27 protein-coding genes are annotated in these 26,982 nt (G+C 59.9%); 3 read left to right on the forward strand and 24 right to left on the reverse strand.

The window, feature by feature from the left end:
• The first annotated feature begins 31 nt into the window (after positions 1-31).
• Genes mobA through glp form a run of 3 tightly spaced genes read left to right on the forward strand, consistent with a single transcriptional unit; the run spans position 32 to position 3,275 of the window.
• Complete coding sequence (gene mobA / locus RZS32_RS05545; protein ID WP_339106834.1) at positions 32-673, forward strand: molybdenum cofactor guanylyltransferase MobA; 642 nt, start codon at positions 32-34, stop codon at positions 671-673.
• Positions 670-1,176: a molybdopterin-guanine dinucleotide biosynthesis protein B gene (gene mobB, locus RZS32_RS05550; RefSeq protein WP_317056030.1), complete on the forward strand. Its 507-nt coding sequence runs from the start codon at positions 670-672 to the stop codon at positions 1,174-1,176. The genes mobA and mobB overlap by 4 nt, the downstream gene beginning before the upstream one ends.
• The gene (gene glp / locus RZS32_RS05555) at positions 1,173-3,275 is read left to right on the forward strand and encodes a gephyrin-like molybdotransferase Glp (protein ID WP_317056031.1); all 2,103 of its coding nucleotides are present in this window, start codon (positions 1,173-1,175) and stop codon (positions 3,273-3,275) included. The genes mobB and glp overlap by 4 nt, the downstream gene beginning before the upstream one ends.
• 5 nt (positions 3,276-3,280) lie before the next feature.
• Here glp and RZS32_RS05560 read toward each other — a convergent pair whose 3' ends face one another.
• The 24 genes from RZS32_RS05560 to pyk all read right to left on the reverse strand — a co-directional run bounded on the left by RZS32_RS05560 (position 3,281) and on the right by pyk (position 26,895).
• Complete coding sequence (locus tag RZS32_RS05560; RefSeq protein WP_317056032.1) at positions 3,281-5,065, reverse strand: ABC transporter ATP-binding protein; 1,785 nt, start codon at positions 5,063-5,065, stop codon at positions 3,281-3,283.
• Between the two features lie 84 nt (positions 5,066-5,149).
• A complete protein-coding gene (locus RZS32_RS05565) occupies positions 5,150-5,731 on the reverse strand; it encodes an amino acid synthesis family protein (RefSeq protein WP_317056033.1) in 582 nt (193 codons plus the stop codon).
• On the reverse strand, positions 5,724-6,566 hold the full coding sequence (locus tag RZS32_RS05570) for a UPF0280 family protein (protein WP_317056034.1): 843 nt from the start codon (positions 6,564-6,566) through the stop codon (positions 5,724-5,726). The genes RZS32_RS05565 and RZS32_RS05570 overlap by 8 nt, the downstream gene beginning before the upstream one ends.
• Entirely contained in the window at positions 6,566-8,020 is a 1,455-nt protein-coding gene (locus tag RZS32_RS05575; protein WP_339106835.1) for a 6-hydroxynicotinate reductase, read from the reverse strand. The genes RZS32_RS05570 and RZS32_RS05575 overlap by 1 nt, the downstream gene beginning before the upstream one ends.
• Complete coding sequence (locus tag RZS32_RS05580) at positions 8,020-10,707, reverse strand: molybdopterin-dependent oxidoreductase (RefSeq protein ID WP_317056035.1); 2,688 nt, start codon at positions 10,705-10,707, stop codon at positions 8,020-8,022. The genes RZS32_RS05575 and RZS32_RS05580 overlap by 1 nt, the downstream gene beginning before the upstream one ends.
• A complete protein-coding gene (locus RZS32_RS05585) occupies positions 10,704-11,555 on the reverse strand; it encodes an FAD binding domain-containing protein (RefSeq protein WP_317056036.1) in 852 nt (283 codons plus the stop codon). Before RZS32_RS05585 ends, RZS32_RS05580 begins: the two co-directional genes overlap by 4 nt.
• A 108-nt stretch (positions 11,556-11,663) precedes the next feature.
• Positions 11,664-12,359 (reverse strand): ABC transporter ATP-binding protein, encoded by a 696-nt coding sequence (locus RZS32_RS05590; RefSeq protein ID WP_317056037.1) that lies wholly within the window; start codon positions 12,357-12,359, stop codon positions 11,664-11,666.
• Positions 12,359-13,066, reverse strand: a complete 708-nt coding sequence (locus RZS32_RS05595) for an ABC transporter ATP-binding protein (protein WP_317056038.1) — start codon at positions 13,064-13,066, stop codon at positions 12,359-12,361. The genes RZS32_RS05590 and RZS32_RS05595 overlap by 1 nt, the downstream gene beginning before the upstream one ends.
• Positions 13,063-14,007, reverse strand: coding sequence for a branched-chain amino acid ABC transporter permease (locus tag RZS32_RS05600; RefSeq protein WP_317056039.1), 945 nt, complete (start codon positions 14,005-14,007; stop codon positions 13,063-13,065). The genes RZS32_RS05595 and RZS32_RS05600 overlap by 4 nt, the downstream gene beginning before the upstream one ends.
• Positions 14,004-14,930 carry a branched-chain amino acid ABC transporter permease gene (locus RZS32_RS05605; protein WP_317056040.1) on the reverse strand — a complete coding sequence of 309 codons (927 nt, stop codon included), beginning with the start codon at positions 14,928-14,930 and terminating at the stop codon, positions 14,004-14,006. Before RZS32_RS05605 ends, RZS32_RS05600 begins: the two co-directional genes overlap by 4 nt.
• Positions 14,931-15,007: 77 nt before the next feature.
• A complete protein-coding gene (locus RZS32_RS05610) occupies positions 15,008-16,294 on the reverse strand; it encodes an ABC transporter substrate-binding protein (protein WP_317056041.1) in 1,287 nt (428 codons plus the stop codon).
• Positions 16,295-16,380: 86 nt separating this feature from the next.
• A complete protein-coding gene (locus RZS32_RS05615) occupies positions 16,381-17,766 on the reverse strand; it encodes a hypothetical protein (RefSeq protein WP_317056042.1) in 1,386 nt (461 codons plus the stop codon).
• Between the two features lie 91 nt (positions 17,767-17,857).
• Positions 17,858-18,790, reverse strand: a complete 933-nt coding sequence (locus tag RZS32_RS05620; RefSeq protein ID WP_317056043.1) for a dimethylarginine dimethylaminohydrolase family protein — start codon at positions 18,788-18,790, stop codon at positions 17,858-17,860.
• Between the two features lie 66 nt (positions 18,791-18,856).
• Positions 18,857-19,630 (reverse strand): type 1 glutamine amidotransferase, encoded by a 774-nt coding sequence (locus RZS32_RS05625; protein ID WP_317056044.1) that lies wholly within the window; start codon positions 19,628-19,630, stop codon positions 18,857-18,859.
• Positions 19,631-19,703: 73 nt separating this feature from the next.
• On the reverse strand, positions 19,704-20,510 hold the full coding sequence (locus RZS32_RS05630) for an alpha/beta hydrolase family esterase (RefSeq protein ID WP_317056045.1): 807 nt from the start codon (positions 20,508-20,510) through the stop codon (positions 19,704-19,706).
• 78 nt (positions 20,511-20,588) lie between these two features.
• Entirely contained in the window at positions 20,589-21,005 is a 417-nt protein-coding gene (locus RZS32_RS05635; protein ID WP_317056046.1) for a BLUF domain-containing protein, read from the reverse strand.
• A gap of 81 nt (positions 21,006-21,086) precedes the next feature.
• Positions 21,087-22,160, reverse strand: coding sequence for a phenylalanine--tRNA ligase subunit alpha (gene pheS, locus RZS32_RS05640; protein WP_317056047.1), 1,074 nt, complete (start codon positions 22,158-22,160; stop codon positions 21,087-21,089).
• Between the two features lie 68 nt (positions 22,161-22,228).
• On the reverse strand, positions 22,229-23,173 hold the full coding sequence (locus RZS32_RS05645) for a hypothetical protein (RefSeq protein ID WP_317056048.1): 945 nt from the start codon (positions 23,171-23,173) through the stop codon (positions 22,229-22,231).
• 8 nt (positions 23,174-23,181) lie between these two features.
• A complete protein-coding gene (locus RZS32_RS05650; RefSeq protein WP_339106836.1) occupies positions 23,182-24,042 on the reverse strand; it encodes a fatty acid desaturase in 861 nt (286 codons plus the stop codon).
• A gap of 80 nt (positions 24,043-24,122) precedes the next feature.
• A complete protein-coding gene (locus RZS32_RS05655) occupies positions 24,123-24,254 on the reverse strand; it encodes a hypothetical protein (RefSeq protein WP_317056050.1) in 132 nt (43 codons plus the stop codon).
• 183 nt (positions 24,255-24,437) lie between these two features.
• Positions 24,438-24,803 carry a 50S ribosomal protein L20 gene (gene rplT, locus RZS32_RS05660; protein ID WP_317056051.1) on the reverse strand — a complete coding sequence of 122 codons (366 nt, stop codon included), beginning with the start codon at positions 24,801-24,803 and terminating at the stop codon, positions 24,438-24,440.
• A gap of 12 nt (positions 24,804-24,815) precedes the next feature.
• Positions 24,816-25,016, reverse strand: a complete 201-nt coding sequence (gene rpmI / locus RZS32_RS05665; RefSeq protein WP_317056052.1) for a 50S ribosomal protein L35 — start codon at positions 25,014-25,016, stop codon at positions 24,816-24,818.
• 163 nt (positions 25,017-25,179) lie between these two features.
• On the reverse strand, positions 25,180-25,404 hold the full coding sequence (locus RZS32_RS05670; protein WP_317056053.1) for a hypothetical protein: 225 nt from the start codon (positions 25,402-25,404) through the stop codon (positions 25,180-25,182).
• A 45-nt stretch (positions 25,405-25,449) separates the two neighbouring features.
• On the reverse strand, positions 25,450-26,895 hold the full coding sequence (gene pyk, locus RZS32_RS05675; protein WP_317056054.1) for a pyruvate kinase: 1,446 nt from the start codon (positions 26,893-26,895) through the stop codon (positions 25,450-25,452).
• Positions 26,896-26,982 lie beyond the last annotated feature (87 nt).

The raw sequence follows: 26,982 nt of genomic DNA on the forward strand, positions 1-26,982 counted from the left end.
ACTATTGCAATAGTCTTGGATCGGTTGCGGTATGACATGTGCCGTCGGCATCATCCTCGCAGGCGGGCTGGCCACGCGGATGGGTGGCGGGGACAAATGTCTTTTGTCGCTGGGTGATGGGACGCTTCTGGATCAGGTGATGGACCGGCTGCGGCCACAGGTCGGGGCCTTGGCGCTCAATGCCAATGGGGATCCGGCGCGGTTTGATGGCTTTGACCTCCCGGTTGTGCCGGACTCCATTGCCGAATACCCCGGGCCTTTGGCGGGGGTGCTGGCCGGGCTGGATTGGGCGGCGGATCAGGGGGCGGATTTGGTTATCAGCGTGGCGGCGGATACGCCTTTTTTTCCCACAAACCTGGTTGAGACGCTTCTTGCGGAGGCAGAGGGCATGGCACATCCGCTGGTGCTTGCAGCGACGCCGCGCGGCGAGACAGAGACCAAATCCATGAGCCGCTCGGGTCTTATTCGCCATCCCACATTTGGGCTATGGCCCGTGGCGCTGCGCGATGATCTGCGCGCCGCTCTTGAGGGTGGGTTGCGCAAGGTGGTGCTCTGGACGGAACAGCACGGCGGGCGCGAGGCGGTGTTTTCCGGTGGCGGCGATCCGTTTTTCAATGTGAACACGCCTGAGGATCTGAGGCGGGCGCAGGCAATGCTGGGGGAGCAGGTATGAAGGTTTACGGCGTTGTGGGCTGGAAGAATGCGGGCAAGACCGGGCTGATGGAACGGCTTGTGGCCGAGATCACCGGGCGGGGCTATTCGGTGTCGACAGTCAAGCACGCGCATCATTCCTTTGACGTGGACCACGCCGGCAAGGACAGTCACCGCCACCGTGTGGCGGGGGCAACCGAGGTGCTCTTGGCGTCGCGCAACCGTTTTGCGTTGATGCATGAATTGCGAGACGAGGATGAGCCGACGCTTGAGATGTTGCTGGCCAAGATCGCGCCGGTCGATTTGATCCTGATCGAAGGGTATAAGCGCGACGCTCACCCCAAGGTGGAAGCGCATCGTCAGGAGCCGGGCAATCCGTTGATTGCGCCGGATGACCCAACCATTCGGGCGGTGGCCAGTGATGTTGACCTTGATCTGGATCGCCCGGTTTTCGATCTGGATGACACACGCGCCATTGCGGATTTCATTCTGCGCGATGTGGGTCTGGATGCGAGTGGGCCGTGACACGGTTTGATGGCGTTGCGATTGTGGATTGGTCTGGTGGGAACGACACCGGACCTCGGCCCAAGAAAGACGCGATCTGGATGGGGTGCGCGCGCGATGGGGTGTGCGAGCCACCAACATACTTGCGCAATCGGGCCGAAGCAGAAGAGGCGATTGCTGATCTTATTGAGAGCGCTTTGATAGCTGGTGACCGGCTTTGCATCGGGTTTGATTTTCCGTTTGGGTATCCCAAGGGGTTCGCCGAAGCCCTGACCGGCGAGGTGGATGTCTTTGCCCTTTGGGATTGGCTGGAGGCGCATGTAGAAGACACGCCCAAGGCCAATAATCGGTTCGATGTGGCGGGGCAGATTAACGAGATGTTTCCAGGTGTCGGGCCATTTTGGTTCAATGGCGTGAAGCGCGATGTTCCGCATCTGCCGCGCAAGGACACGCGCGACGGTCACGGCATGACGGAATGGCGGCGGGCCGAGGGTTTGGCCAAGGGGGCCTTTACCTGTTGGCAGGTGGGCGGCGCGGGGGCTGTGGGTGGTCAGGTGCTGACCGGGCTGCCGGTGCTGAACCGTTTGCGGCGGCGCTTTGACGGACAGGTTGCCGTCTGGCCGTTTGAGCCGCTCAATCGTCCCATCAGCTTTATCGAGACTTGGCCCGGTCTGATCAATCCGGTGGTCAAGGAGGCCGAAGCCAAGGGCGGCATTCGTGATGCAGCGCAGGTGCGCCTGCTGGCGCGCGCTGTGTCGCGCTTGTCAGCAGACAATCTCGACGCCATGCTGAATGTAGATGCCCCTGAGGAAGGATGGATCATGGGTCTGGGTCACGAGGACAAGTTGATTGCGGCGGCGCAAGGCGCTTTGCAACCGCCTCCGCTCAAAGATGATTGCTTTGCGCTGCCTGCGGGCGTGGACTGGACTCCTGTGGACAAGGCTCTTGAGATGTTGCGTCAGCGCCTGCATCCGGTTGTCGGGACGCGGCATGTTCCCTTGCAGGACGGGCTGGGTCTGGGGCTGGCCGAAGATGTGGTGGCCCGGCGCTCTAATCCGCCTGAGGCCAACACCGCAGTTGATGGGTATGGGTTTGCGTTTGACCCCCTTGGCCCAGGGGATCAGGTTCTGCCCCTCGTCGAGGGACGCTCGGCGGCAGGCGTGCCTTTCGATGGGACCGTGCCAGAGGGTTTTGCCCTTCGCGTGCTGACCGGGGCTGCGCTGCCCGATGGTGTGGACACGGTGATTTTGGAAGAAGACGTCACGCTAGGCACCGGGGAAATTGCGTTTAGAGAAGGTATCAAGCGCGGCGCAAATACGCGCAATGCCGGGGAAGATGTGCGTGCTGGTGCGGTCATCCTGTCGCAAGGTCGCGGCCTGACGCCAGCGGATTTGGCACTGGCTTCGGCGACGGGGATTGCAGACTTGTCGGTCTATGAACCGCTCAAGGTGGCGGTGATTTCCACCGGGGATGAGCTTGTGGACCCCGGCGAGACGGCCAGGAATGGTCAGATTTACGACGCCAACAGGCCCATGCTTTTGGGGCTGGCAAAGCGGTTTGGGTATCAGACAGTTGATCTTGGACGCATTGCGGATGATCGTGATGCCTTGAGCACCGCGTTGGACCAAGCGGCGCGTGAGGCAGATGTGATCCTGACCTCCGGCGGAGCATCAGCAGGGGATGAAGACCACGTGTCGGCCCTGCTCAATGAGGCAGGCGCGATGGCGCAGTGGCGGATTGCGCTGAAACCCGGGCGGCCCCTGGCCCTGGGGATGTGGGACGGCACGCCGGTCTTTGGCCTGCCGGGCAATCCGGTCGCTGCACTTGTCTGCACGCTGATTTTTGCGCGCCCGGCGATGCGGGTTCTGGCGGGGCAGGCGTGGGAAGATCCGCAGGGGTTTGACCTGCCAGCGGCGTTTGAGAAAACCAAGAAGCCGGGGCGGCGGGAGTACCTGCGGGCGCGGGTGCGCGATGGCAAAGTTGAGGTGTTCAAATCCGAAGGGTCGGGGCGCATCAGTGGGTTAAGCTGGGCCGATGGTTTGGTCGAATTGCCAGATGGCGCGGTGACGATCACGCCGGGCACACCGGTGCGCTACATTCCGTTCGGCAGTTTCGACTGAACCGGCTACTTTTCGTCATAGCCCTTTTTCTGGGCTTGATAGAGTTGTGCGTAGAGGCCCTTTTGCGCGAGCAAGTCCTCGTGCTTGCCCTGTTCCACAAGCTGGCCGCTTTCGAGCACAAAAATGCTGTCCGCATGAGCGATGGAACTTAGCCTATGGGCCACAACGATAGTGGTCTTGTCCTTGGTCAGACGGTCGAGCGCTTTCTTGATGCGTTCCTCAGTTGCCTGATCTAGGGCGGATGTGGCCTCATCCAAGAGCAGGATCGGCGCATCTCGCAGGAAAGCGCGGGCGATGGCGATACGTTGCTTTTGACCGCCTGACAGTTGAGCGCCCTTGGGGCCGACAGGCGTATCGCCGCGGCGGCGGACAAGGTCGGCAATCTCGGCATTCTCGGCGGCCTGCCAGATATCCTCATCCGTGGCGTCTGGGTTCACATATCGGATGTTATCCCAGATCGAGGCGTTGAAGATCACGATGTCTTGCGCGACCACCGAAAACGCGCCGCGCAGGCGGGCGACCTGCAGATCGCGCACCGGTGTGTCGCCAAAGGTGATTTCGCCGGATTGCACGTCATAAAGGCGGGACAGCAGCGACAGGATGGTGGTTTTGCCCGACCCGGTCGCCCCCACGATGGCCGACACATGCCCGCCCTTGAAGGACATGTTCAGCCCGTCGAAAAGCGGCTGTTCGGGATCGTAGGAAAAGGTGATGTTCCTCAGGGTGATGTCGCCTTTGGTGTCAAATTCGGCTTTGGCCTCGGGCGCGTCATTGATGCTGGGCGTTTCCGCGTAGAGGGCGCGCACGCGGTCCAGCAGCACTAGGTTCGATTGCAGCGCGCCAAAGAACTGCGCCAGAAGGCGGGCGGGATCAAAGACCATGACCATGCCCAAGAGGAAGGTGATGATGGCGGCCCCATCGACATCGAAATTGGGGCTCAGCACCATGTAACCGCCCCCGCCGATCACCAGCACATAGACAAAGGCAGAGCTGAGGTCGATGGAGGGCAGGACAAGCGCCTGGGTGATCTGCACGCGGTTCATCAGGTGGCGCAGGGATTTCGTGCCCGTGAACAGGCGCTCCTTCTCAACTTCTTCCTGGCTGGCAATTTTGACGGTGCGCATGCCGTTCACCGTCTCCTCAATCCCGTTCATGTAATTGCCAAGGGCCTGCTCGGCCTCGGCCTGGCCTTTCTTGACGCGGTCAGAGACGAAATTCATCACCACGATGATGAAGGGCAGAACAACGACTGCCGAGGCAAAGAGGAGGGGGTTTTTCCAGATCAGATAGCCCGAAACGACGATCACCGTGACGGCATCGCGAATGGCGTTGGCGACACCGAGGCCGACAAAGACGCCGATTTGCTGGGTTTGGGTGACGAGTTTCTGGATGATTTCGCCGGACTTGGTGCGCTCAAAATAGGCAAGATCGAGGGACATCAAGTGTCCGATCAGATCGCGGCGCATCTCATAGATGGCCTGGTTCGAGATTTTTACGGTGATCATCGGGGCCAGAAACGACACGATGCCGCGCACGGTGAAGAGCAGGAACACAACGATGCAGACCATGATCAGGTCGCGCATGGCACCAGCCTCAAAGATCACGCGCAGGCCGCTTTCGGTCATGGCGAGGAATTGTTGATAAACAAGCCCCTGAACGAGGATAAGCCCCAGAACAATCAGGAGTTTGCCTGAGTGCTTGCGCAGGTAATTTCGCCAGAACCAGCGCAGATTGTCCTTGTCCGCGTCTGAATAGAGCGGCTGGCGCTTGGTGGGTTTGGGCTCGCTCATAAAGGCGTGTTCCGGTTCTTGGCCACGGTAATGCAGCCTATAGAGGGTTCTGCAACAAAGGTCAGCCCATGACGTGACACTTCGCTACCGCAAACCGTCCTCGCCTTGGACTTCCTCCACGGTCAGGCCACCCATCCGGTCATGGATGCGCCCGCCGCGGCTCATGGCGAGGATAAAGAGCAGTTCATCGGAACGAGGACCATCGGGCAGGCCCACTTCCATACCGTCAAAGTGACTGCGCACATAGGCCGCGTTGATATGGCCCAGGGGCACGTCGATGCGCGTGCCCGGCCCGCCCTGTTTCATGGATGAGGGCACGATGGCCTTGGCCTCTCCCAATCGCGCGCGCATGGCATAGCCGCCGGGCACGTGCCAGAGGGCTGTATGCTCCAACTCTCCGGCCTCGCCTGCCATGGCGGCTTTGCCGTAGCCGTCAATGCCAGTCAGCCCGCCCATGGCATCGATGAGGCGGTCGGTCATGCTCAGGCCAAGGGGTTTGAGATCGTCCATGGCAGATTGCAGGTCGTCCACATAGGTGCCCGCGAATGGATTCTTCACCAAGGCGGCGAGCGCGGCCCGACGGCGCGGTTTGTCGGCTATGGCACCGCCATCGTGGTGGATGTCCTCGACGAAAAGCGCGGTTTTGCGCAGGGTGAAGTCAGGCATGTTCGGGAACTTTCTGTTGGCTCAAAGAGAGATGACCCACAACGCGTGTTGCGCCTTGCAGGGAGATGTAGGCCGCGTGAATGAGGCCGCGATCGCAAAGGGTTTGTGCATAGCTCGCTCCGGCGGCGAGGGCCGCGGCGATGTCGCTTGGGTCAAGTGGTCCGACGGCGGTTGTGACCAGTCGCGCGCCGAGGTCGCTGTCGGGGGCATGATCCGTGGCGGGCACGCGCGTGATGGCGGCGTGGTCTGGCAGGTCCACCTTATTTGCGATGAGCGTTGCCGCCGCATCGGCCGCGGCCGCATTGCGGGCCAGGACGGTGACGCTATCGGCGATGCCAAGCGAATGGCTTCGCCCGCGCCAGCCGGAGGTGGCTATGCCGCGTGTGGCGTCATGTGCCACGACGGTGACTGTGGCGGGGGGATAGGCGGCCACTGCGGCGGTGACGGTTTGCTTACCCGTGAGGTGAAAGGCGATGTCGCCGCCATTGTTCACATAGGCTTTGGTGACGCCTTCGCCATCGCAAATCGCTTCTAGAATTGTGTCGGCCCCTGCCCCGGCGACAGCGGCCATCGGGGTGATGAATGTCGGGGCAAAGGGTGCTGTGGCGGTCACCATGCGACGCGCGGGGGGTGTCGCTGGCATGTCGCCATTTGGTTGGCGCAGGCGAGGCAGGTCGCGGACCAGCTCGTCCAGCACGGTTTCAAACCGCGTGGCGGCGCGTCTCAGGGCAATGGCGCGTCCGGGGCCTGTGACATCGACAATCATGTCAATGGGGCCGTGATGCAGGTGCATCCGACGCCCATCGGGCAGAAATCCGATTTGCGGGCCTTGCATCACGCGTCTCCGGTCTTGGGGGCGACGACGCGCACGGCACTGCCATATTCGCCGCCCGTCTCAAGGATATCGCTCAAGCTTCTTATCGCGGCGTCATGGCCGCCGAGTGTGCGGTAATCGTCCCGGCTGAGTGTGAATTCCAGAGGGGCAACCAAAGCCGGTGTGGGCACATATCCAAAGGAGCCATCCGGCATGTTGAGCACATCAACCATCAGGGTGATCCCGCCGCCGGGCCAGACATAGGCGGGCTCTCCGCCGCAGGTCACGCTAGTGTTTGTGGCCTGAACCGAGCGGGTGAGCTTGACCGGATTTTGCGTCACACCTGAGCGGAGCGAGCCCCCGGCTCCGGCTTGGAACATCACAGTGCAGAGGGCGGGTTCGCAGTTTTCTGCAATGAGATCGACAGAGGGTTGAAGGGCCTTGGGCATCGGCTTGGCCTGTGGTTCGAGATTGTCATCCAACACGTAATAGGCCGCGTGTTCGCCCGTGGTGGATACCATCAGCAATGTAAGCCCCGGTCGCGCGCCCTTCTTTTCCAGCCACGGGTTGAGGATGCTGAGCGGATCGTCGATATCCGTGCCACCCCAGCCCTGACCGGGTTGCGCCACCTTGAAGTAGCGTCCCGGGGTTGAACGATGGCCCTTGATGCGGATGCCGGTGTCGGGCCAGCCAAGCACCTTGCCCGCCTGATGCTCGCTGACGACGCCGGTGATGTGATCGTCGACCACGACAACCTCATCCACCAGCCCCTGCCATTGGGACGCGAACATGCCGATGGTGGCGGAGCCGCAGCCGACGCGCATGCGCGCTTCGGTTTCGCCGTTGACGATGGGAGGGTGGCCCGCCTGCACGATCAAGGTGGCGCCGTCGTCGATGGTCAGCTCGACCGCCTCGCGGTTGCACAGGCGCAAAAGCGCGTCGCAGGTGGCGCGCCCTTCGGATTTGGAGCCGCCTGTGAGGTGATCCACGCCCCCGAGCGAGAGCATCTGAGAGCCATATTCCGATGTGGTCACATGGCCGATTGCCTCGCCCTTTGCGCGCACAACAGCAGTCTCAGGCCCCAGATGCCGGTCTGTGTCGATCTTCACCTTCACGCCGCAATAGGAAAAGATAGCCTCGGTCACGACGGTCACAAAATCCGCGCCATCAACCTCGCGGCTGACGATGAAGGGGGCCGGTTTGTAGTCGGGATAGGTGGTGCCAGACCCGACACCGGAGACAAAGACATCGTCGGTGCCGATGACTTCTCCGTCCCAGTCGGATTTGAGGAAGGGTCGGATTTCGCCTCCGGCCTCAAGGCGATGATCGAGCACAGTCAAGGGGTCACAGCGGATGATTTTACCATTCTCGTTGGCGTAGCGGTCGCACGCGCCGATTTTACCCGGCGCGATGTAGCACATGACCGGACAGGCATCGCAGCGGATCTTGTCCTCTTTGGGCGGGCGTTCGGTCATTAGCCCTGTGCCTCTTTGATCGCCGCCAACACGCGATGCGGCAAGGCAGGTAACTGCGTGACCAGCGCGCCAGTGGCATGGCGGATGGCATTCAGGATCGCTGGAGCCGTTGGGATAAGAACGTGTTCGCCAAGGCCTTTGGCCCCCATTGGGCCTTCGGGATCAGGGACCTCAAGAAAGATCGTCTCGATCTGCGGCATGTCGCCTGTGGTTGGGATCAAATAGTCATGCAGGTTCTCGGTGCGCCCCGGAATGAACTCTTCCATCAGCGCCATGCCCAGACCCTGCGCGATGCCGCCCTGCACCTGCCCTTCGGCAAGGCCGGGGTTGATGACGCGCCCCAGATCATGGGCGGCGGTGATCCTTTTTACCTTGACGATGCCAAGACGGGTGTCCACCGAGAGTTCGGCAATCTGCGCGCCATAGCCGTAAACCGCATAAGGCGCGCCCTGGCCGTTTTCATCGAGGGGCTGTGTGGGCGGATCATAGGTTTCTTCTGCCGAGAGGACATAGCCCTGCGCATCTGCCTCTAGGTCCTGAAGCGCGATCCGGCGCTCGGCCTTGCCATCGCTGACGATCAAAGTGGTGCCTTGCAGCGTCAGGCTTGCCTCTGTGCCCATATTCGTCATCGCCAGAATGCGCGCCCGAAGCGCTTGGCCGGCGCGCAAGGCCGCACTTCCGGTGACATAGGTCTGGCGCGAGCCGGAGGTTTTGCCGCAATCCGGCGTCAGGGCGGTGTCTGCGCCGATGATCTGGAATTGTGCCAGGGGCAGGCCCAACGCGTCCGCGCAGATCTGTGGGATCACGGTATTGGAGCCTTGGCCGATATCCACCGCACCCTGATGCAAGCACAGCGCGCCCTCCGCCGTCAGGCCCACGCGGATGGTGGACGGGTTGGCAATGGCGGTGTTGCCGCAGCCGTACCAGCAGGAGGCCACTCCAACGCCGTGGCGCAGGATGCCGCCCTTGGAGTTTGCAGCCTCGGCACGGGCCAAAGCGACGGTCCACGGGTCTTTTAGGGCCTCCAGACAGGCGGCGATCCCGACACCGTGAAGCGTCTGTCCGCAGACGGTGTCTTGCCCGTCTTGCAAGGCGTTGAGCTGACGAAAGGCGAGCCGGTCCATGCCGAGTTTTGCGGCGAGTTCGTCAAAGATCGTTTCCTGCAGAATCGCGGCCTGGGGCACACCGAAGCCCCGGAATGCGCCGGAAATTGGCTGATACGAATAGTTGGCCCGCGCCTCGGCATGGTAGTTCGGGATGTAATATGGCCCCGAGGCGTGCACCGGCACACGCCCTGAGACGGTCGGGCCCCAGCTTGCATAGGCCCCGGTGTTGAAATCCCCATCAAAGACCATGCCGGTGATGCGGCCTGTTTCGTCACAGCCGATCTTGCCTGTCATCTGCGATGGGTGGCGTTTGGTGGTCGTGGCCATGCTTTCGGAGCGGGAATAAACCATACGCGCCGGACGCCCTGTCTTGAGCGCGACAAGGCCGATGAGCGGTTGCAGCGAGATGTCGAGCTTGGAACCAAAGCCGCCGCCGGTTGCGGCGGGAATGATGCGGACCTGATCCTCTGGCAGGCCAAGGATCAGTGCAGTTTCATCGCGGTCCATGATCGGAGCCTGCGTGCAGGCCTGAATGACAAGCGTGTCCCCGTCTATCCAGGCGATGCCAGCCTCAGGCTCGATATAGGCGTGCTCGACATAGGGCGTTTGCATCGCCCCTTCGGCCACATGCGCGGCGCTGGACAGGGCTTTTTTGGCCTCCCCGCGGCGCACTTTGCCGGTAATCAGGGTGTTCTTCGGGTGCGCGGCATGGACAGGCTCTGTGTCCGGCGTCGCGGTCCATGTGATTGGAAAGCTCTTGAGGTCAAGCTGTTCTATCTGCTCGGGCGGTCCGGCCACCAGCGCGACCGCTTCGCCCTGCAGGCGCACGCGGGTCTCGGCAAGGGCGGGCTGATCGGCAAAGGCGGGGATGACGCCAAACCGGTTTTGTCCGGGAATATCGGCGGCGGTAAAGACGTGGACATTCTGTGCCGCTGCCCACGCAGTTATGTCACCGAAGGCGAAGGTCATGGGGGCCGAGGGCGCGCGCAGGGCACGCACCAAGAGTGCATCTGTCACCATGTGATCTGCGCCAAAGACTTCGGTTCCGGCCACTTTCGGGGCACCATCCAGACGCGGCACATCCGCGCCAACGGCTGCCCCGGCATCGGGCATGTGGGCAGTGTGGGATTGGCCCAGATCGAGGACCGCATCAATGATGCGTGCGTATCCGGTGCAGCGGCAAAGCACGCCGCCAAGCGCCTCTTCCACATCAGCTCGTGTCGGCGCTTTGGCCTCTCGCAGGAAGGCTGTGGCCGTCATCACCATGCCGGGTGTGCAAATCCCGCATTGCGCCGCGCCATGGCGCAGAAAGGCCTCTTGCAATGGTGTGTTGTGAAGCCCCTCAACCGTTTCAACCTGTCGCCCTTCAACCTGCGCCAGTGGTGTGAGACAGGCGCAGACCGGCGCGCCATCAACCAGCACCGTGCACGCCCCGCAATCGCCTGCGTCACAGCCCACCTTGGTGCCGCGCAGGCCTAACCCGTCGCGTAAAACTTCGCTCAATCTGCGGGCCGGGTCGGCGGGAAGGCTGTGCGCCTGACCATTGACCGTCAAGGTCATCGTGTCCACAGGGCGGTTCATACCAGCGCCTCGGTTTGCAGCAGGTCCTCAAGCGCGCGTTTCACCAGTTCTGTTGCGGCCTCCGCGCGATAGGCGGCATCGGCGCGGATGTCGTCGATGGGCGATAACGCCGCAGAGACACGTGCGACCGTCACCTCATCCAGCATATCCGGCGTGGCCTTTTGCCCGACAAGTGTGGTCCCCAAAGCGGTGAGGCGTTGGGCCACCGCACTGCAGGAGCCGACCGCAATTGCTGCCGTTTCGATCTTGCCATCCACGACACCCAAACGCGCGGCGACCATGGCGATGGAAATCACCAAATACTTGCGCGCGCCCAGCTTGCGAAAGCGCGACACACCCGAGCATGCGCTTTGAGGCACATGCAGTGCGACAACCATCTCATCTGGCGCAAGGGCTGTTTGACGCGGCCCGGTGATAAAATCGCTCAGGGCAAGCATCCGGTGCCCTGATGTAGAGGCCAGCTCAACCGTTGCATCCAATGCCAGCAAGCAGGGCACGCCATCGGCGGCGGGGGATGCATTGCACAGATTGCCCGCGACCGTGCCTGCGTTTTGGATTTGAACCGATCCGACCTCTCGCGCGGCCTCTTTGAGCATATCAAACGCCGGGGGCAAATCTGCCTTAATCACATCGCTCCACGTGGTTGCCGCGCCGATCCTGTACCCGCCATCTGCGTCCGAAATCCCTCTCAAACCGGCGATGTTGGTGATATCCACCACAGGCCCTGTGAGCGCCCGTGCTTGGGTTGCCGGGAAGAGGTCCGTGCATCCCGCCGCCACACGCATCTCTGCGCCTTGTAAAAGCGACAGTGCATCATTCAGCGTCTCGGGTCGGTGATAGAGGCTCAAACGGTATCCTTTTTCACATCCATATGCGGATAATCGTGCGGCAGCGGTCTTTGGACTGTCAACCAAGCACATGGCTTTCACTGTTCTCCAAATACTCAATTTCCATCGTCAGACGCCCACATACCGTTCGATAATGGAAGGCTCCGCGCGCAGGGCTTCCACTGACATGGTCTCTCCGTTGCGTCCGTTTTCGATAAATGCAACGCGGTCCGCCACGGACAGAACCGCCTCAATCCGCTGTTCCACCAGGAGGATCGCCACCCCGGCCTCGCGCATTTTGACAACCACCTGACGGATGGCTTCGATCATTGAGGGTTGCAGCCCTTCGGTTGGTTCATCGAGCAACAACACTTTGGGTTCAATGCACAAAGCGCGGGCCGTGGCCAGCATTTGCTGCTCCCCGCCCGAGAGGGTCTGCGCCGGTTGGTCCATACGTTCGCGCAAACGCGGGAAAAGCTCCAGCACCTCGTCCAGCACTGCCTTGCCCGAATTGCGCACCTGAAGCCCGACTTCGAGGTTCTGCGCCACGCTCAACCCTGAGAACAGCCGTCTTCCTTGAGGAATATATCCAATCCCGGCGCGGGGCACCTCATGGGGCGGCAATGTGCCCACATCCTTGCCGTCCAGCAAAATCTCACCGGACATGAGCGGACGCAGCCCCATGATGGTCTGCATCGTGGTGGTTTTGCCCGCCCCGTTACGCCCCATGAGACAGAGGATTTCACCGGGTGCCACCGACAAGGACACATCCCGCAGCACCTGAGCCGCGCCATAGCCGGAGTTGATCTTGCGAAGTTCAAGCATCACCCGGTCCCCAGATAAGCGGCCTGCACGGCGTCATTTTCGTGAATTTCCTGCGGCGTGCCCTCGGCCAGGATTTCGCCGAAGTTGAGCACACTGACCTGATCAGCGGTTTCCATGACCACATTCATGTTGTGTTCAATCAGCAGGATTGTGGTATCGCCTGCCAATTCCCGGATCAGCGCTTTGAAATCGTCAATTTCCCCTTCGGAAAGCCCCTGTGTTGGCTCATCCAGGATCAACAGGCGGGGTGATTGCGCGAGGCCCATGGCAATTTCCAAGAGCCGCTGGTGGCCGTAGCTGAGGTTGCCCGCCTCTTCATGTGCCTCATCAGTCAGCCCCACGCGCGCAAGTGCATTCTCCACAGCGCTGTCCACTGCGCCTCCGGTCAACCTCCGCCGCGCAGCGAGCGCCACGTTTTCGGTGACGGGCAGCCGGGCAAAGACTGATGTGATCTGAAACGTGTAGGCCATGCCACGCATGATCCGGGCATGGGCTGGAAGGCTGGTGATATCCTGACCATCAAACTGAACGCGACCAGACGTGGGTTCAATGCGTCCGCAGATCATGCCAACCAGCGTTGTTTTGCCAGCGCCATTGGGCCCAATCAACGCGCGCACTTCGCCCTGGGGCAGGTCAAAATCGACATTCGTGACGGCCTGAAGCCCATCAAATGATTTGCTCAGCCCGCGCGTCGACAGAAGGGTCATGGCAGATCCTTCCAGATGCGTCGACGCAGTTCCCCGGTGAGGCCTTGCGGCGCGAAAAGCGTCAAGAGTACCAGCGCCAGACCGGCGATCAGCAGATAGGCCGAGGTCACGCCAGAGCTGAGGTCGATGAGGTAGAACATGAAGAGCGTGCCGACAAACGGACCCAGCACTGTGCCAGCCCCTCCCAGGAGCACCCACAGGAGCGGGAAGATCGAATATTGCACCGAGGCAAAGCTGGCCCCCGCATAGCCAAAGAGCAGCCCGTAAAACGCCCCTGCCGCCGCCGATATTGTGCCGGAAATGACCATAGCTGCGAGTTTATGTTTAAAGGTGTCATAGCCCAGCATGCGCACGCGCTCTTCGTTTTCGCGGATGGCGACAAGCGTGCGACCAAAGGGGCTTCGAACCAGCCAGAGCGACACGATGAAGGACACCGAAAAGAGCGCCCAGGCGGCGAAATAGCGATTGGTGGCGTTGCTGAGGTCAATGCCCCAAAGGATGCGCTGTGCCTGTTGGATGACAAAGCCTTCGTCGCCGCGGGTGTATTCGCCGAAGTAGAGCACTGTGAGATAGCCCGCCTGCGCGAACATGAGGGTCACGATCATGAAAGACACGCCCACCGTGCGCAGCGCCAGAAGCGCCAAAGCGCCCGACACCAGAGCACCGGCCAGAATGCCGACGATCAACGCAGGCGCAGGCGTGAAGCCCATATGCTGGATCGTGAGGCCCATGCCATACATACCCGCCGCAAAGAAAAGCGCATGGCCGAGGCTCAGCAGCCCTGTGTAACCAAAGAGGATGTTGTAGCCCACCGCATAGGTGGCCAACACCATGATCCGCGCCAGATTGCCGTGATGATAGGCGGGCAGTATGAATTGCAGCGCAAAGAGCAGCACGAGCAGCCCTAGATGCAGAGCGATGACTCGGCCTGACGCGCTCATGCGGTGCGAGTCCCAAAGAGGCCTTGAGGCCGCCAGACGAGTACGAGCCCGACCAGCAACGTCGCCAGGATTTTGGCCAGTGTGGGCGAGAAGAAGACCGAGATGATGCCGTCCGACAGGCCAATGAACAATGCCGCCAGGACCGTGCCGGGCAGGCTTCCCAATCCACCGATGATCACCACGATAAAGGCCAGCAAGAGCGGGTCGGCGCCCATCAGGTAATGCGCTTGTTGGATGGGCACGATCAGGACCGCACCCAACGCCGCCAGCCCAGCACCGATGCCAAAGACCACCGCATAGACCCGTTCCACCGGGATCCCAAAGGCCAGCGCCATGTCGCGGTCGGCTTGCGTTGCGCGCATCAGGAGGCCGATCTTGGTGCGTGCCATCATCGCCCAGACGCCCAATAGCACTGCGGCCGCGGCACCGATTACCGCAAGTTTATAAGATGTCGTCGACAGGCCCCAGGGGTAGTAAAACTGAAACCCGTCTTCGCCCCATTCAAACCACGGAAGCGCGATACGAGTGTTGAACGGGGCCTCGACCGGGCGCGCCTCGGGGCCGTAGGTCATCAGGGTGAGTTGCTGGATGATATAGAGCAGACCAATCGTGGCCACGATGGTGCGCTCGGGATCATAATCGAGGCGCTTGAGGATGGTGATGTCTGCCAAAACCGCTATTGCCCCGACCAGCAGCGGGGCCAGAACCAGCGCTGCGAAGAACCCCAAGGCCGGGTGCCCGCCCATCATATGCGCCACATACCAGGCGATCACCGCCCCCAGCATGTAGAACTCACCATGGGCGATGTTGACCACGCGCATAACACCGAACACAAGGCTGAGGCCCACCGCCGTCAGTGCCAGAACGGCGGCCGTAACCGCGCCTTCGAGCGTGGCCAGCAAAAGGTGAGGTCCAAATTCCATCGCTAGATCAGCACCAGGCGTCACTCCGCGCGTCGGAACCGATGCCGATGCACCGGTTCGACAAGCGCTTTAGGGGGTCAAAGAGGTTGCGCGGTGTAATCCACTTCATCGGGATAGAGCGTGTCTTCGATAGACGTCGTATGAACCCGCACGAGTTTCCCTTCTTCCACGCGGCTGATATATTGATGCCCAAAGACCTGATGCGTCTTGCCGTTGAATACCTTGGCTCCTTGGGGGTGCGCGCGTCCTTCTGGCATGTCGGACAAAGCCTCCACCGCCTCGATCAGTTTGGCGCGGTCGCCCGGTCCCTGATATCCGGAATTCTCCATGCCATGTTTGATCACGTGCAAAGTCTCCCAACAGCCAAACATATGAGCATAGGTTGACACATCCGTCGGATCGCTCACTGAAGCTCCGTTGTCATCGACACCCACAGCCGCGCGGAAGAATTTATCATGCTCTGTCTGATCGGCCTGCGCATAGCGCGGATTTCCTTCCCAGAAATACGTGCCTTCCAGGAACTCCAGACCCGGGCTGGCGATATCCACGGCCTCCAGGCTGTCGATAAATCCGAAGATTGCCGGACTTGAGGGGCCGAAGAATTCACCCAGTTCCTTCACAAAGGTCAGAACAGCCGGGCCGACCATCACGTGGTAGAGCACCTCGGTTTCGCGCGGTATCTGCGGGAAGTATTTGGTGAAGGAGGTCTCAGTTGGCGGGATGGCGATCTTTTCCAGAACCTCACCGCCCTGCGCTTCAATCGCCGCCGAGAAGAAGTCACGGTGATCATGACCAAAGGCAAAGTCGGGGAAGATCATCGTGACCTTCTTGCCCAAATTTTCCGACACATAGGGGGCCATCGCCTGCACCTGGCTTTTCACATCCGTGATGCCCGGCTGTAGCGTGTAGCGGTTGAGCATGCCTGAGGCGACATGGTGGCCCTCAGAGACCACAAAATAGGGCAGTTTCAGCTCTCCTGCACGTGGCGAAGATCCAATGACGACATGGCTGAAGAGCGTGCCGAAGCCGACATCGCAATTGTGCTGTGTCGCGAATTTCTCGACCACTTCGGCGCCGCGTTTGGGATCGGTGCCATCATCTTCGGCGATCAATTCGATCATGCGTCCGTTGATACCACCGCCCTCATTGATCAGCTTCACCGCCGCTTCCGTGGTCCGCCCGTACCAGCGCCCATAGGCCGCGCCTATGCCGGTGCTGTGCTGTTGAAAGCCGATCTTGATGGGCTCGGAGCTTGAGGCCTGCGCGTAACGTGCCCAAAGCGGCAGAGCCGTTGCGCCCGCCGCGGCCCCGGCCAAGGTCTTGAGCGCCCCGCGGCGCGTTGTTCCATTGATCAACTTGGTCATAACAATGTCTCCCTGGTGCTAATTCGGGGCCGTTCAACGCCCTCTTGGCTTGATCCTGCGAAGCAAAGCCGCGTTTGTCCAGTGTTTTACAGCCCACGTGGTGAGGCCAGGAGCCAAAGGCCGAAGAATGTATAGGCCACCATGAACGCCGCAAGAGGGGCCTGCCCCAACAAGGCGCGTCGCGTATCCACTCCGCTGCGCATGGCCAGCGCATGGGCCAGAAGGATCGCGACAACATGGCCGATGACAACGGCTCCGGCCTGGCTCAGCCAGATGGCCTTGACCGTGCCGGGCGTGTTGAAGAACCCGGTCGTGACATAGAAATCCTCTAGGCCCAGCAATGCCGTGCCATGGCCCAGCGGGTCGTTGACGATTTTGATCACGTATTGGCCGTCTACCATGAAGGAGGTCAGATAGTGAGCGATGTGATAGCCCAGCGCGATCGGCAGGATCGACGGCGCGTAGAGGCAAAACACCTCTCGCAATGGGCGCCGCATACCCGCCAGCCGCTCTCCCAACCAAAGGCAGAGGGCAAAAGCAAGCAGAAGCGCCAGATTGGACAGCACCAACCCGATCAGGTTTTGCGTCACCACGACCGAACGTCCGGGGAATTCCAATGGATTGATGCCCAGTAAGCCCAACCACCAGAAGGTCTCATTCAGCCCGTCAAAGCTGCCAGTGCCCAACAGAACCACCATCAGCACAGCCAATCCAAGCGCCGGTGCGGGTCTTGCAAGAACCTGCCAGCCCCAAAGGCCAAAGGCCAATCGGCCCCTTGCGCGCCCCAACAGCCCCATACGCCCATAGGCGCGCATCAACAGGGTCAGCGCCTCGCCCCGCACCAACCAGGCAGGCCCGAAGAGCACCACGCCCAAGAGCGCTGTGTACCAATAGAACCCTGCGAATGCAGCCAGCCGAGCAGGATCGGCTGGTGCTGGATCGGTCAACAGGAACGCGGCAAACCCGAGGAAAATGACAACCCCCGGCCAATGCCCGAGCTTGCGCGGATAGCGAAACGGTGCCCGCAGCCCGGTTGCCTTCGCCAGCAAAGTCGCAATGCCGGTCCAAGGGTTGGTCCATCGCCAATGGTTGCCGACAAGACCTTGCAAAGATACAAGCCCCACCCACCAGACCGTCCATACGAATAACGGCATCGGGTTCGACAAGGGATCACCCGACCCGGTAAAACCGCGCCAGACCAAGGAGCCCAGAAGTAGCGTTGAGAACAGGCTGGTGACATGCCGCAGGCCCAGCGACGGAACAGGGGCCACCGACAAACAGCGAAACACTGCGTGTCCTGCCTTGGCTGGTAGAAGTGCAAGGACCACAACGGTCAAAGCCACGGTGGCAACACCAGCCATGATGTAAATATCCGTGGGCAACAGAAGCACGAACCCCTGCTCTGATGCATGCGCTGAGGCCAGGGTGGCCAAGGGCACCAACAGCAATGTCAAAAGACCAAGCGCTCTCATTTCTTCTTGCCGAAAATATCCCGGGGGTTTGGGGGCTGGCCCCCATTCACGCAAACCTGTGTGGCGCAGCCACGCCTTTGAGCCGGATCGTTCACACGGGATCGCGGATCAGGCTCTGGCACATGCAATGCACGCCTCCGCCGCCTTGCGTGATCATGCTCAGATCAGGGTCAAAAATCTCAAACCCAAGCGCCTTGAGCTTGTCTTTCAGCGTTTTGGAGCCTTCAGGCAAGAGCACCCGGTCGTCGCCCAGTGCCACGACGTTGCAGCCTAGCGCGATGGTTTCCTGAAACGGCACCTCGACAATCTCGATCTTTTTGGCGCGCAGCCAATCGACCACTTCGGGATCGGTACAATCCGTGCAGACCGCCGCCAGTTTCGGCGCCAGCATCACCACCATCAGATCGATATGCACGTAGAATGGATCGATGTCGGCCAGTTTCACTTCCCAGCCTTCGGCCTCCATCCAGCCTGCGACCTGTTTCGCGCCCTGTTCTTGCGTGCGCCCTTCATCACCTTCCCAGCCGATCAAAACGCAGCCCGGTTCAATGACGTTGAAATCCCCGCCCTCAAACGTGCCGGCTGTGACAAAATCGTATATCGGGATGCCGAGCGACTGGTAGGTTTCAATCGCACGGAAATTCTCTCCGCGTCGCCACCACTGGGCCATGTGCGTGATGATCGCGCCAAAGGGCGTCATAACCGAGCTGTCGCGCGCATAGACCTGATAATGCAGATGGGGATCAGGGGTATGGGTGTGCACCTCGACACCCGCGCTTTGATAGGCGCTGACCATCTCGGCGTGCTGGCGCTTGGCTACGCTTACATCAAACGGGACGCCCCGGCGAAGGGTTTTCTTGGAGACCGATGAGGTTTGCAGCCACTTGTAGTTCTCAATCGGCCCCAAAAGCACCGAGCGCAGGGTTCCGTAGTCGGAATTCGCCCCCCACGCGTTCAGTTGTGGGGTTCCCCCTCCATCTCTGCGCGCCCTGAGCGTAAAGTTATCCGCGGATTGGTCTTTCATGGCAGCTCTCCTTCATGAAAAGGGTGGGCTGGCAAAAGTGCCAAGTCAAGTCGCGTATGACCGAAGCTATTGCGCCTTTACGTGGTCGAGCCAGTTGCCAATTTCCCGTGCGCGAGATGTCACCTCCAAATCCTTCGGAGAACCACCCAGTCGCGCCGCGGCAAGTGCGTCTTGTTCAGCGGCGTCCAAGTCGCGCGTCAGAAGGCTATCTTGATCTTGACCGCCACGCGCCCTCAGGCAATCGGCGATCTCATATGGCTGCAATTCCGGATGATATTGCACCGCCCACACATCAACACCGTCTTGGTCGTAACAGAACGCCTGAACCGGCGAATGAGCATTTCCCGCGAGCAAAACTGCGCCACGTGGGAGGGTTTGCACCTCGTCGCGATGAATGCATGGCACGGAAAATCCAGAGCGACGGCCTGACATCATGGGGTGGCACGCACCCTCCTGGGTCAAATGGACGTTTTGTGCCAGTCCCACTTCAACCCCATTGGGTGAAGCCCCGCATTCCCCGCCCAACATCAAAGCGGCCAATTGCATGCCATTGCAGCTTCCCCAAATCGGACGACCCGCAGTCAAGGCAAGGGACATAGCCTCTCTTTGGCAGGCAACCTGTGGGTCATCCACACGCCAGTCCTCGCCGGATCCCGTAAAGACCACACCGTCGACGCCGTCAAAATCTTCTGCGCGAACTGGTTTCTCGAAGGGCGATTTCACAACACATGTGACGGATGGATCAAAGGTCGTAAAAACACGCCTGAACGCCTCCGCGGCACCCAAACCACGTGCCACGCGCGCTGGTGAATTTCCTTCGAAAATAACGATATGGGTCATGAGTGCCTTGGTCCCTGGTTCTGGCAACAGAGCACACATAAATTACAGGCGCGGCTATCAAACGCGCGACATCTCAGGGATAGGATTGCGGCAACCCCAGCAAATCGTCCAACTGGCGCGCAATCCATCCTCTTGGGATGAAATGCCCTCGCGGATGAATATCAAGTGAAACGCGACCCATTTCACAGTCATTCCAAACCGTTTTGGTGAAAAGATCATGCTTGGTGATGCGCCATTCCCCGGCCTCTTGCCCTTCAGGGCTGCAACCCAGACGCTCCCGCCAGAGCTGCACAGGGTAGGTTGTGTCGCCACCGGGACCGTAGGGAAATTCCAGCACTGTATCCTTCAGGCCATACACCTGGCGCACTTCACCCGGGGCTGTGCTGCAGTCTTCGGATTGGTCGAGCACGCCTGAGATGGCGAGCAAGGCGGTCACGTCTGCGCCATCCTCGCACACAAAGCGCCAGGCCATGTTGCTGCCCCAGCTATAGCCGGAGACATAAACACGGGTTTCATCGATCGGATAGCGCGCTTTGATGTCTTTCAGTACAGACCGGCCAAAATCCACGTCGGGTGTGCCAGGGTGCCAGAAATCCCAGGTCTTGCGCGCGCCATTGGGGGCGACCAAGAGCACGCCACGTTTGCGCGTCGCCGCTGCGATACGTCCGTGCTTGACGATCAGCGTGCCTTGCCGTTGCCAGCCATGGAAATGCAAAAGAACCGGAAGAGGCGTTTTGCCGTCCCATCCGTCCGGTTCCAGCACGTGATAGGATCGGTCGCCCAGTTCACAGGGCACTTGCGCGTGACATGTCTCTGATTGAGTTGCGGCAAAAGCCGGCAGGCCAAGACACAGCAGTAAGGATGCCAGAAGGCGACGCATGGGCAAGCTCCGTAACAGTTTGAGCCGGAAGATAACCACGCCTGTCGCGATGTCATGTCACGAATGCGTAACTCTCTGTTACTTCTTGGGAAAGGAGGTCACGCGCTCTGCGGCCAAACGGTTGAAAAAGCCCAGAACCTCGTCATCCGTGGTCTCATCAATGGCGCCTGCGCGCACGTCGTCCATGCTCCAGACCCAGGATTGTGCGGGGTCATCCAGCATGGCCCACCCCGGAAAGAGCCGGGTCTTGATGCTGCGTTGCACAAGCTTTTTCGGCTCAATATGCCGATCATCCCGGCAAATGCGCGCGTAACAAGCCGTCACATCCTTTTGCGGGCCCTCAAGCAGCTGAAGATACAGATCCCGCCTGACAATCAGCGCACCGGTGATGTCGTCCCGCTCATTGCAGCGCCGCGCATCGAGCAGGATGCCCGCCAGCATTGCCTCGTCAAAGCCAAAGGGCTGCGAGGCGTAGACGAGTTGGATGAGGGGCATGGGGTCTCCTTACCCAGACAGCTTAGCGTAGGGTGGGTTTTTAACCCACCTCTTTCTTGCCAGAGCGTTCCAGTTGCCGCCTTACCGCGACAACCCACCGTGTAGGGTCGGCACATCCAGCGCGGCAAATCCATAATGCCGCAGCCAGCGCAGGTCGCTGTCGAAAAACGCGCGCAGGTCGGGGATGCCGTATTTCAGCATGGCGATGCGGTCGATGCCGACGCCGAAGGCAAAGCCCTGCCATTGCGTTGGGTCAATGTTGCCCGCTTCCAACACTTTGGGGTGGACCATGCCGGATCCCAGTATTTCCAGCCAGTCATCCCCTTCGCCAATCTTGAGCGTGCCGCCTTCCCAGGAACAGCGGATATCGACCTCAGCGGAGGGTTCGGTGAAGGGGAAGTGCGAGGCGCGGAAGCGCAGCTCGACGGCGTCCACTTCGAAGAAGGATTTCACGAACTCTTCCAGCACCCATTTCAGGTTGGCCATGGAAATGTCTTTGTCGATGGCCAGTCCCTCGACCTGATGGAACATGGGCGTGTGGGTCTGGTCATAATCCGCGCGGTAGACGCGACCCGGCGCGATCACCCGAATGGGCGCGCCCTGCGCCTGCATCGCGCGGATTTGCACCGGTGAGGTGTGGGTGCGCAGCACATGTGGCGGGCGATCATCACCCTCGGCGCGGTGGGTATAGAACGTATCCATCTCTGCGCGGGCCGGATGGTGCGAGGGGATATTGAGCGCGTCGAAATTGAACCAGTCGCTTTCGATCTGCGGGCCTTCGGCGACGGAAAAGCCCATGTCGGAGAAAATCGCGGTGACTTCCTCGGTCACCTGGCTGATGGGGTGAATGGTCCCTTGACGTTGCGGGCGTGACGGTAATGTGACATCGAGCCACTCTTCTCGCAGGCGCGCATCGAGCGCGGCATCTTCGAGCGCCACTTTCTTGGCCGCCAGAGCCGAGTTGATCTCATCCTTGAGCGCATTGAGCTTCGGCCCCATGACCTGCCGCTCTTCGGGCGTCATCTTGCCCAGCTCGCGCATCTGAAGCGCAACTTCACCCTTCTTGCCCACGGCCTGCACGCGCAGGTCTTCCAACGCGGCTTCGTCGCCTGCGGCAGCAATGGCAGAAAGGTATTTGTCTCTCAGATCGTCCATGTCATGCACCTGAATTTTGGTGAGGTGGAGTTACCCCGCTTAACGGCTCAGCGCAAGCCAGCGTTGGGTTATCGTCGAAACCAGCCTTTGAGACGATCCGTTAGGGACCGTTGTTCTCCAGTGATGTCCCTGTTGAACTCTGCCCCGAGTTTCTTGGCCTCCCGCGCCATCTCTTCAATCCGCGCAAGCTCTTCTGGGCTTGGCGGCGGCTGTGTTTCTTGCAGCCACTGGGCAAACGGGTCTTCCTCTTCTGGCAAGAGCGTTAGGACATCTGATGCGCGTTTAGGCGTCTCGATCCCAAACTCAGATTTCAGGAAGTTTTGAAACGCCAAAGGCGGATGAGGTTGTCCCAAGTCCCCGGCAATTGGATCCCCACGTTCCAGCTTGGCTGCGAACTCTTTGGCCAGCGTTTCCTTGGAGCGGTGGAAGTCTTCGGGGTCTTCAATGCCTGCGCTCTGTGCTTCGGCCATGATGTGCGCCAGCTCATAAAGGCTGTCGACACCCGCCGTTTCCAAAGTGGCTTCCTGGACGGTTTTGCCATGCATTTCCCGAAACGCAGGCTCGTCATAGCCAATCGTGATCAGCTTTAGGAGGTCCACAGGATCATCAGAGATCACACCCCACCAATCCGAACCGGACCCTGATCCGTAATGCACAATCCACTGTTTGCCGGTCTCATCCAGCCAGAACCCGGCATACGAGCCGTCTCCGCCTGTGCGCAAAAACAGGAACACGCGTTTGTCTTCGTCTGCGACAGGGGGCTGTGTTCCGTTGAGAGAAAAAGGGCCGTAGTATCCAAAAGCCGCGAGGCTTGTGCCCGGCTTGTCCCACTCTGCAACAGGATACAGCGCCACAGATTGCCGTTCGAAATCCAGCGCCTGCCCATCCCATTCCAATTGCCGTCCACCATGGGCCTCTAGCCAATCCATTGTCTGAACCAAGATAGGCGGCATGGTCATGCCGTCTGGCATGTGTGCGATAAGGTCTTCTGAGAACTTCGTGCGATCCGTCAAGTGTTCACCTAGTGCAGACCTTGCACATATTCGCGTGTGAAGGCCGAATAGCCATCCGATGTCACCTTATGGTGCCCCTGCATGTGGTTATGAAGGTCCGGCAGCTTGTGAAATGGCACCTGCGGCAGGCTGTGATGCTCAATATGGTAAGGCATATTCCAGGCCAAAAACCGGATGAAGCGGTTCGTGTAGGTCGTTCGCGTGTTCTGGAACATATCCGCCACGAAGGCGCAGCGGCCATGTTCGGCCAGAAGGTAAAGCCTTAGGAAGGGCTGGCCCAGCAGACAGGGCAGGATCCAGATCCAAAAGAGCAGCGGCGTGAAAAACAGGCTGACGCCCGCCACAGCATAGATCGCCAGCATCCAGCGCGCTTCGCGCATAATGCGCGGTTTGGCGCGGTCTGGAATGTAAGAGCCGGAACCGTGGCCGGTGGCATTCTTTATGGTCTGTCCCGCCATGGCCCACCAAAACGGCAAACCACTCACATGCCTCAGATAGGCCTGCCACGTTTCTGGCTTGGCCCCGGACAAAAGCTCGGGGTCTTTTTCAGGATCATTGGTGTATTTGTGATGCGCCAGGTGGAAATATCGGAACCACTCGAAGGGCTGCAGGATCAGGAGGCCAGACATGCGTCCAACCCATTCGTTCATCCAAGGCGTGGCGAAGGGGGTCTTGTGTGTGCACTCGTGCTGGAGCGTGAACAGAAAGCAGATGGCAATCCCAAGTGGGACGATCATCACCCACCAAAGGGGCCAGCCCAGTGCAATCCAAAGGGCAAGGAAAAGGATCAGCCCAAAATGCACAGAAAGATGACGCAACCCTGCGCTATCATCCAGCTGGTTCAGCTGTGCCAGGACGTCGCCCGACATGTGATTTACAAATTCTTTGTGATCCATCCTGGCGAAACGTTAGGGCAATGTTTGCCCTGGCACCAGTGCGGAAGCGATCCTTAGGCGTTGGCAGGCGCAGCGTCTTGTTTCTGGCGATTTTCGACCTCTCGGTCATGTGCTGCCAAAAGGCGCAGGGCCTTTTCACTCAGCTTGCCCTCGTCGCGGTCAGTTTGAACGGTTGTCCGAACCATTGTCTCACACCCATTTTCTTGCTCGACGTCCTGTTTTCCGGACGCGAGTTAACCATTGGCACGCAAATGCGATGAAAATGGGGCAGCATTTTGAATTCTGTGAACTGGGTCAAAACCCGAAAAAGCAAAGACGCCGTCGGCGGTAACCAACGGCGTCTTCATTGTCCCTCGTGCGACCGGCGTCTATTGGGTCAGAGCACCTTTTGCCTGATCTACGATCGCGGCGAACGCGGCCGGCTCATGTACGGCCAGATCGGCCAGAACCTTGCGGTCCACTTCAACACCAGCGAGTGTCAGGCCATTGATAAAGCGCGAATAGGTCAGCGCTTCGTCATGGGCGCGCACAGCAGCGTTGATCCGCTGGATCCACAATGCGCGGAAGTTCCGCTTGCGGTTCTTGCGGTCGCGTGTCGCATATTGATTGGCTTTGTCGACGGCCTGGCGCGCCACCTTGAAGGTGTTCTTGCGACGGCCGTAATAGCCTTTGGCGGCCTTGACGACTTTCTTGTGACGGGCGTGGGTGACGGTTCCACCTTTAACTCTCGACATGTCTCAAACTCCTCAGCGCGAATAGGGCATCATGGGCTTGATGATCTTGGCGTCTGCCTCGCTCATCACTGTGGTGCCCCGTGCGTTACGGATAAACTTGTTGCTGCGTTTGATCATGCCGTGGCGTTTGCCCGCTTGCGCGGTCTTGATCTTGCCATTGGCTGTCACCTTGAACCGCTTTTTGCAGCTCGACTTGGTCTTCATCTTGGGCATTTCCGGCTCCTTCAAAGGTCGGTCATCATTTACGCGACTCGGCATGCCACATTGGCCGGACGCGCGACTGAGCGTGCCGTATAGGCCGCAAGGCCAGACATGGCAAGAGGGATTCGGGCATGACATGAGGACGAAGGCCAACCTTGGCTTCGAGTGCACCAGATCATGTGAGGTATTTCGCCACCACCTCCACAAAAACATCCGGAATGCCGCCAAGGGAATAACGCCCCGGATTCTCACGCACCGCCCAAAGCACCATCATTCCAGCGACAATTACCGTGAAAGCCGCCACACGCGGTGCGCGTCTTTCGGAAAAGGCTGACAGCATAGCAGGAAGGGAAAACACCCCCAGGACAATACCAATCGTGAATATCAGGTCGGGATCCATTTTGCTGAACCTCCTTATCTACTCGATAAGGTAGTATAGCGCAGTTTACTCAGGGTCAGATGAATAAATTAAGCTTTCTTCACAAGGGGCTACGCGCAAGATGTTTGTTGTCCCCGGTACGTTGAAAGGCACACCCGCCGTCACGACGATCTGATCGTTTTCTTCCGCATAGCCCAGATTGCGCGCGGCTTTGGCCGCATTAACCACCGCCATTTTGAACCGCGTGAGTTGTGGGGTCATGACGCAATTCACGCCCCAGGTCAGTGCGAGACGACGCGCCGTGTCACGCATATTGGTCATGCCGATGATCGGCACGCGCGGACGTTCTCGGGCAGTCAGAAGTGCAGTTGTCCCGGATTGGGTGAAACAGCAGATTACCTTGATATCGGTTGTCTCCGCAATCTCACGAGCTGCGGCGACAATGCCATCCGCGACAGACATGCGTTCGGCCCGGCGCGAGGCTTCGATCACTTCGCGATAGGTCGGATCGCTTTCAACCTCACGTGCCACGTTGTCCATCGTTGTGACGGCCTCAACCGGATAGTCACCGGCGGCTGATTCCGCCGAAAGCATGATCGCATCGGCGCCTTCGTAGATCGCCGTTGCCACATCCGAGACCTCGGCACGCGTCGGCATTGGGCTTTCGATCATGGATTCCAGCATTTGCGTCGCAACGATCACGGGCTTGGCCGCCGCACGACACTTGCGCACCATGCGCTTTTGCAAAGGCGGGACGTTCTGAACAGGCAGTTCAACACCCAGGTCGCCGCGCGCGACCATGATGCCGTCGACTTCTTCGAGAATGGCGTCAAAATCTGTGACCGCCGCTGGCTTTTCAATCTTCACCATGATGGCCGCCCGGTCACGCACCAGCGCGCTGGCCTCGATCACATCCCGCGGCCGCTGTACAAAACTGAGCGCGAGCCAATCGACACCCAAGGAACAGGCAAATTCCAGGTCTTCGCGATCCTTGTCTGTCAAAGCGGCCAGAGGCAGGACCACATCAGGCACATTGACGCCCTTGCGGTTAGAAATCGTGCCGCCCGTGATCACCTCGGTATCTGCAAATTCGGGTCCACAGGATTTGACCTTTAACCGGATTTTACCGTCGTTCACCAGTAACGTAGCACCAGGTTCCAGCGCTTGAAAAATCTCGGGATGCGGCAGGTTTACGCGGTCAACCGTGCCGGGTTTGTCATCCAGATCCATGCGGAACGACGCGCCTTCGACCAACTCTTCTTCGCCATTGGCAAACTCGCCCACGCGCAGCTTTGGCCCTTGAAGATCCGCAAGAATGGCAATCGGACTGTCCAGATCGGCCTCCAGCTTGCGGATGATCTCATGCTTTTCGCGGATCGAGTCATGTGTGCCATGGCTCATATTAAGCCGAAACACATCTGCGCCGGCTTCATGCAGTGCCTTGATGGTCTCATAGGTTTCCGAGGCTGGCCCCAGCGTGGCCACGATTTTCACGTTACGGTGGCGTCTCATGTTTGTCCTGTCCCAGTGCGCGGGTCTCTATATGTCGTTATCGCTAACAATGTCACGTGATTTTTGTGCAATTCCCTTTCCTTCGCT

The organism is Roseovarius sp. W115, assembly GCF_032842945.2.
In the GTDB taxonomy this organism is placed as follows: Bacteria; Pseudomonadota; Alphaproteobacteria; order Rhodobacterales; family Rhodobacteraceae; genus Roseovarius; species Roseovarius rhodophyticola.

Bases quoted from the DNA above. Each gene is read 5' to 3' on its own strand.
- RZS32_RS05630 (WP_317056045.1), bottom strand. From the start codon at position 20,510: ATGCGTCGCCTTCTGGCATCCTTACTGCTGTGTCTTGGCCTGCCGGCT.
- RZS32_RS05605 (WP_317056040.1), bottom strand. From the start codon at position 14,930: ATGGAATTTGGACCTCACCTTTTGCTGGCCACGCTCGAAGGCGCGGTT.
- RZS32_RS05600 (WP_317056039.1), bottom strand. From the start codon at position 14,007: ATGAGCGCGTCAGGCCGAGTCATCGCTCTGCATCTAGGGCTGCTCGTG.
- RZS32_RS05655 (WP_317056050.1), bottom strand. From the start codon at position 24,254: ATGGTTCGGACAACCGTTCAAACTGACCGCGACGAGGGCAAGCTGAGT.
- RZS32_RS05635 (WP_317056046.1), bottom strand. From the start codon at position 21,005: ATGCCCCTCATCCAACTCGTCTACGCCTCGCAGCCCTTTGGCTTTGAC.
- RZS32_RS05615 (WP_317056042.1), bottom strand. From the start codon at position 17,766: ATGAGAGCGCTTGGTCTTTTGACATTGCTGTTGGTGCCCTTGGCCACC.
- RZS32_RS05590 (WP_317056037.1), bottom strand. From the start codon at position 12,359: ATGCTTGAACTTCGCAAGATCAACTCCGGCTATGGCGCGGCTCAGGTG.
- RZS32_RS05560 (WP_317056032.1), bottom strand. From the start codon at position 5,065: ATGAGCGAGCCCAAACCCACCAAGCGCCAGCCGCTCTATTCAGACGCG.
- pyk (WP_317056054.1), bottom strand. From the start codon at position 26,895: ATGAGACGCCACCGTAACGTGAAAATCGTGGCCACGCTGGGGCCAGCC.
- rplT (WP_317056051.1), bottom strand. From the start codon at position 24,803: ATGTCGAGAGTTAAAGGTGGAACCGTCACCCACGCCCGTCACAAGAAA.
- RZS32_RS05610 (WP_317056041.1), bottom strand. From the start codon at position 16,294: ATGACCAAGTTGATCAATGGAACAACGCGCCGCGGGGCGCTCAAGACC.
- mobB (WP_317056030.1), top strand. From the start codon at position 670: ATGAAGGTTTACGGCGTTGTGGGCTGGAAGAATGCGGGCAAGACCGGG.
- rpmI (WP_317056052.1), bottom strand. From the start codon at position 25,016: ATGCCCAAGATGAAGACCAAGTCGAGCTGCAAAAAGCGGTTCAAGGTG.
- RZS32_RS05575 (WP_339106835.1), bottom strand. From the start codon at position 8,020: ATGACCGAACGCCCGCCCAAAGAGGACAAGATCCGCTGCGATGCCTGT.
- mobA (WP_339106834.1), top strand. From the start codon at position 32: ATGACATGTGCCGTCGGCATCATCCTCGCAGGCGGGCTGGCCACGCGG.
- RZS32_RS05595 (WP_317056038.1), bottom strand. From the start codon at position 13,066: ATGACCCTTCTGTCGACGCGCGGGCTGAGCAAATCATTTGATGGGCTT.
- RZS32_RS05580 (WP_317056035.1), bottom strand. From the start codon at position 10,707: ATGAACCGCCCTGTGGACACGATGACCTTGACGGTCAATGGTCAGGCG.
- pheS (WP_317056047.1), bottom strand. From the start codon at position 22,160: ATGGACGATCTGAGAGACAAATACCTTTCTGCCATTGCTGCCGCAGGC.
- RZS32_RS05565 (WP_317056033.1), bottom strand. From the start codon at position 5,731: ATGCCTGACTTCACCCTGCGCAAAACCGCGCTTTTCGTCGAGGACATC.
- RZS32_RS05670 (WP_317056053.1), bottom strand. From the start codon at position 25,404: ATGGATCCCGACCTGATATTCACGATTGGTATTGTCCTGGGGGTGTTT.
- RZS32_RS05650 (WP_339106836.1), bottom strand. From the start codon at position 24,042: ATGTCGGGCGACGTCCTGGCACAGCTGAACCAGCTGGATGATAGCGCA.
- RZS32_RS05570 (WP_317056034.1), bottom strand. From the start codon at position 6,566: ATGCAAGGCCCGCAAATCGGATTTCTGCCCGATGGGCGTCGGATGCAC.
- RZS32_RS05625 (WP_317056044.1), bottom strand. From the start codon at position 19,630: ATGACCCATATCGTTATTTTCGAAGGAAATTCACCAGCGCGCGTGGCA.
- RZS32_RS05620 (WP_317056043.1), bottom strand. From the start codon at position 18,790: ATGAAAGACCAATCCGCGGATAACTTTACGCTCAGGGCGCGCAGAGAT.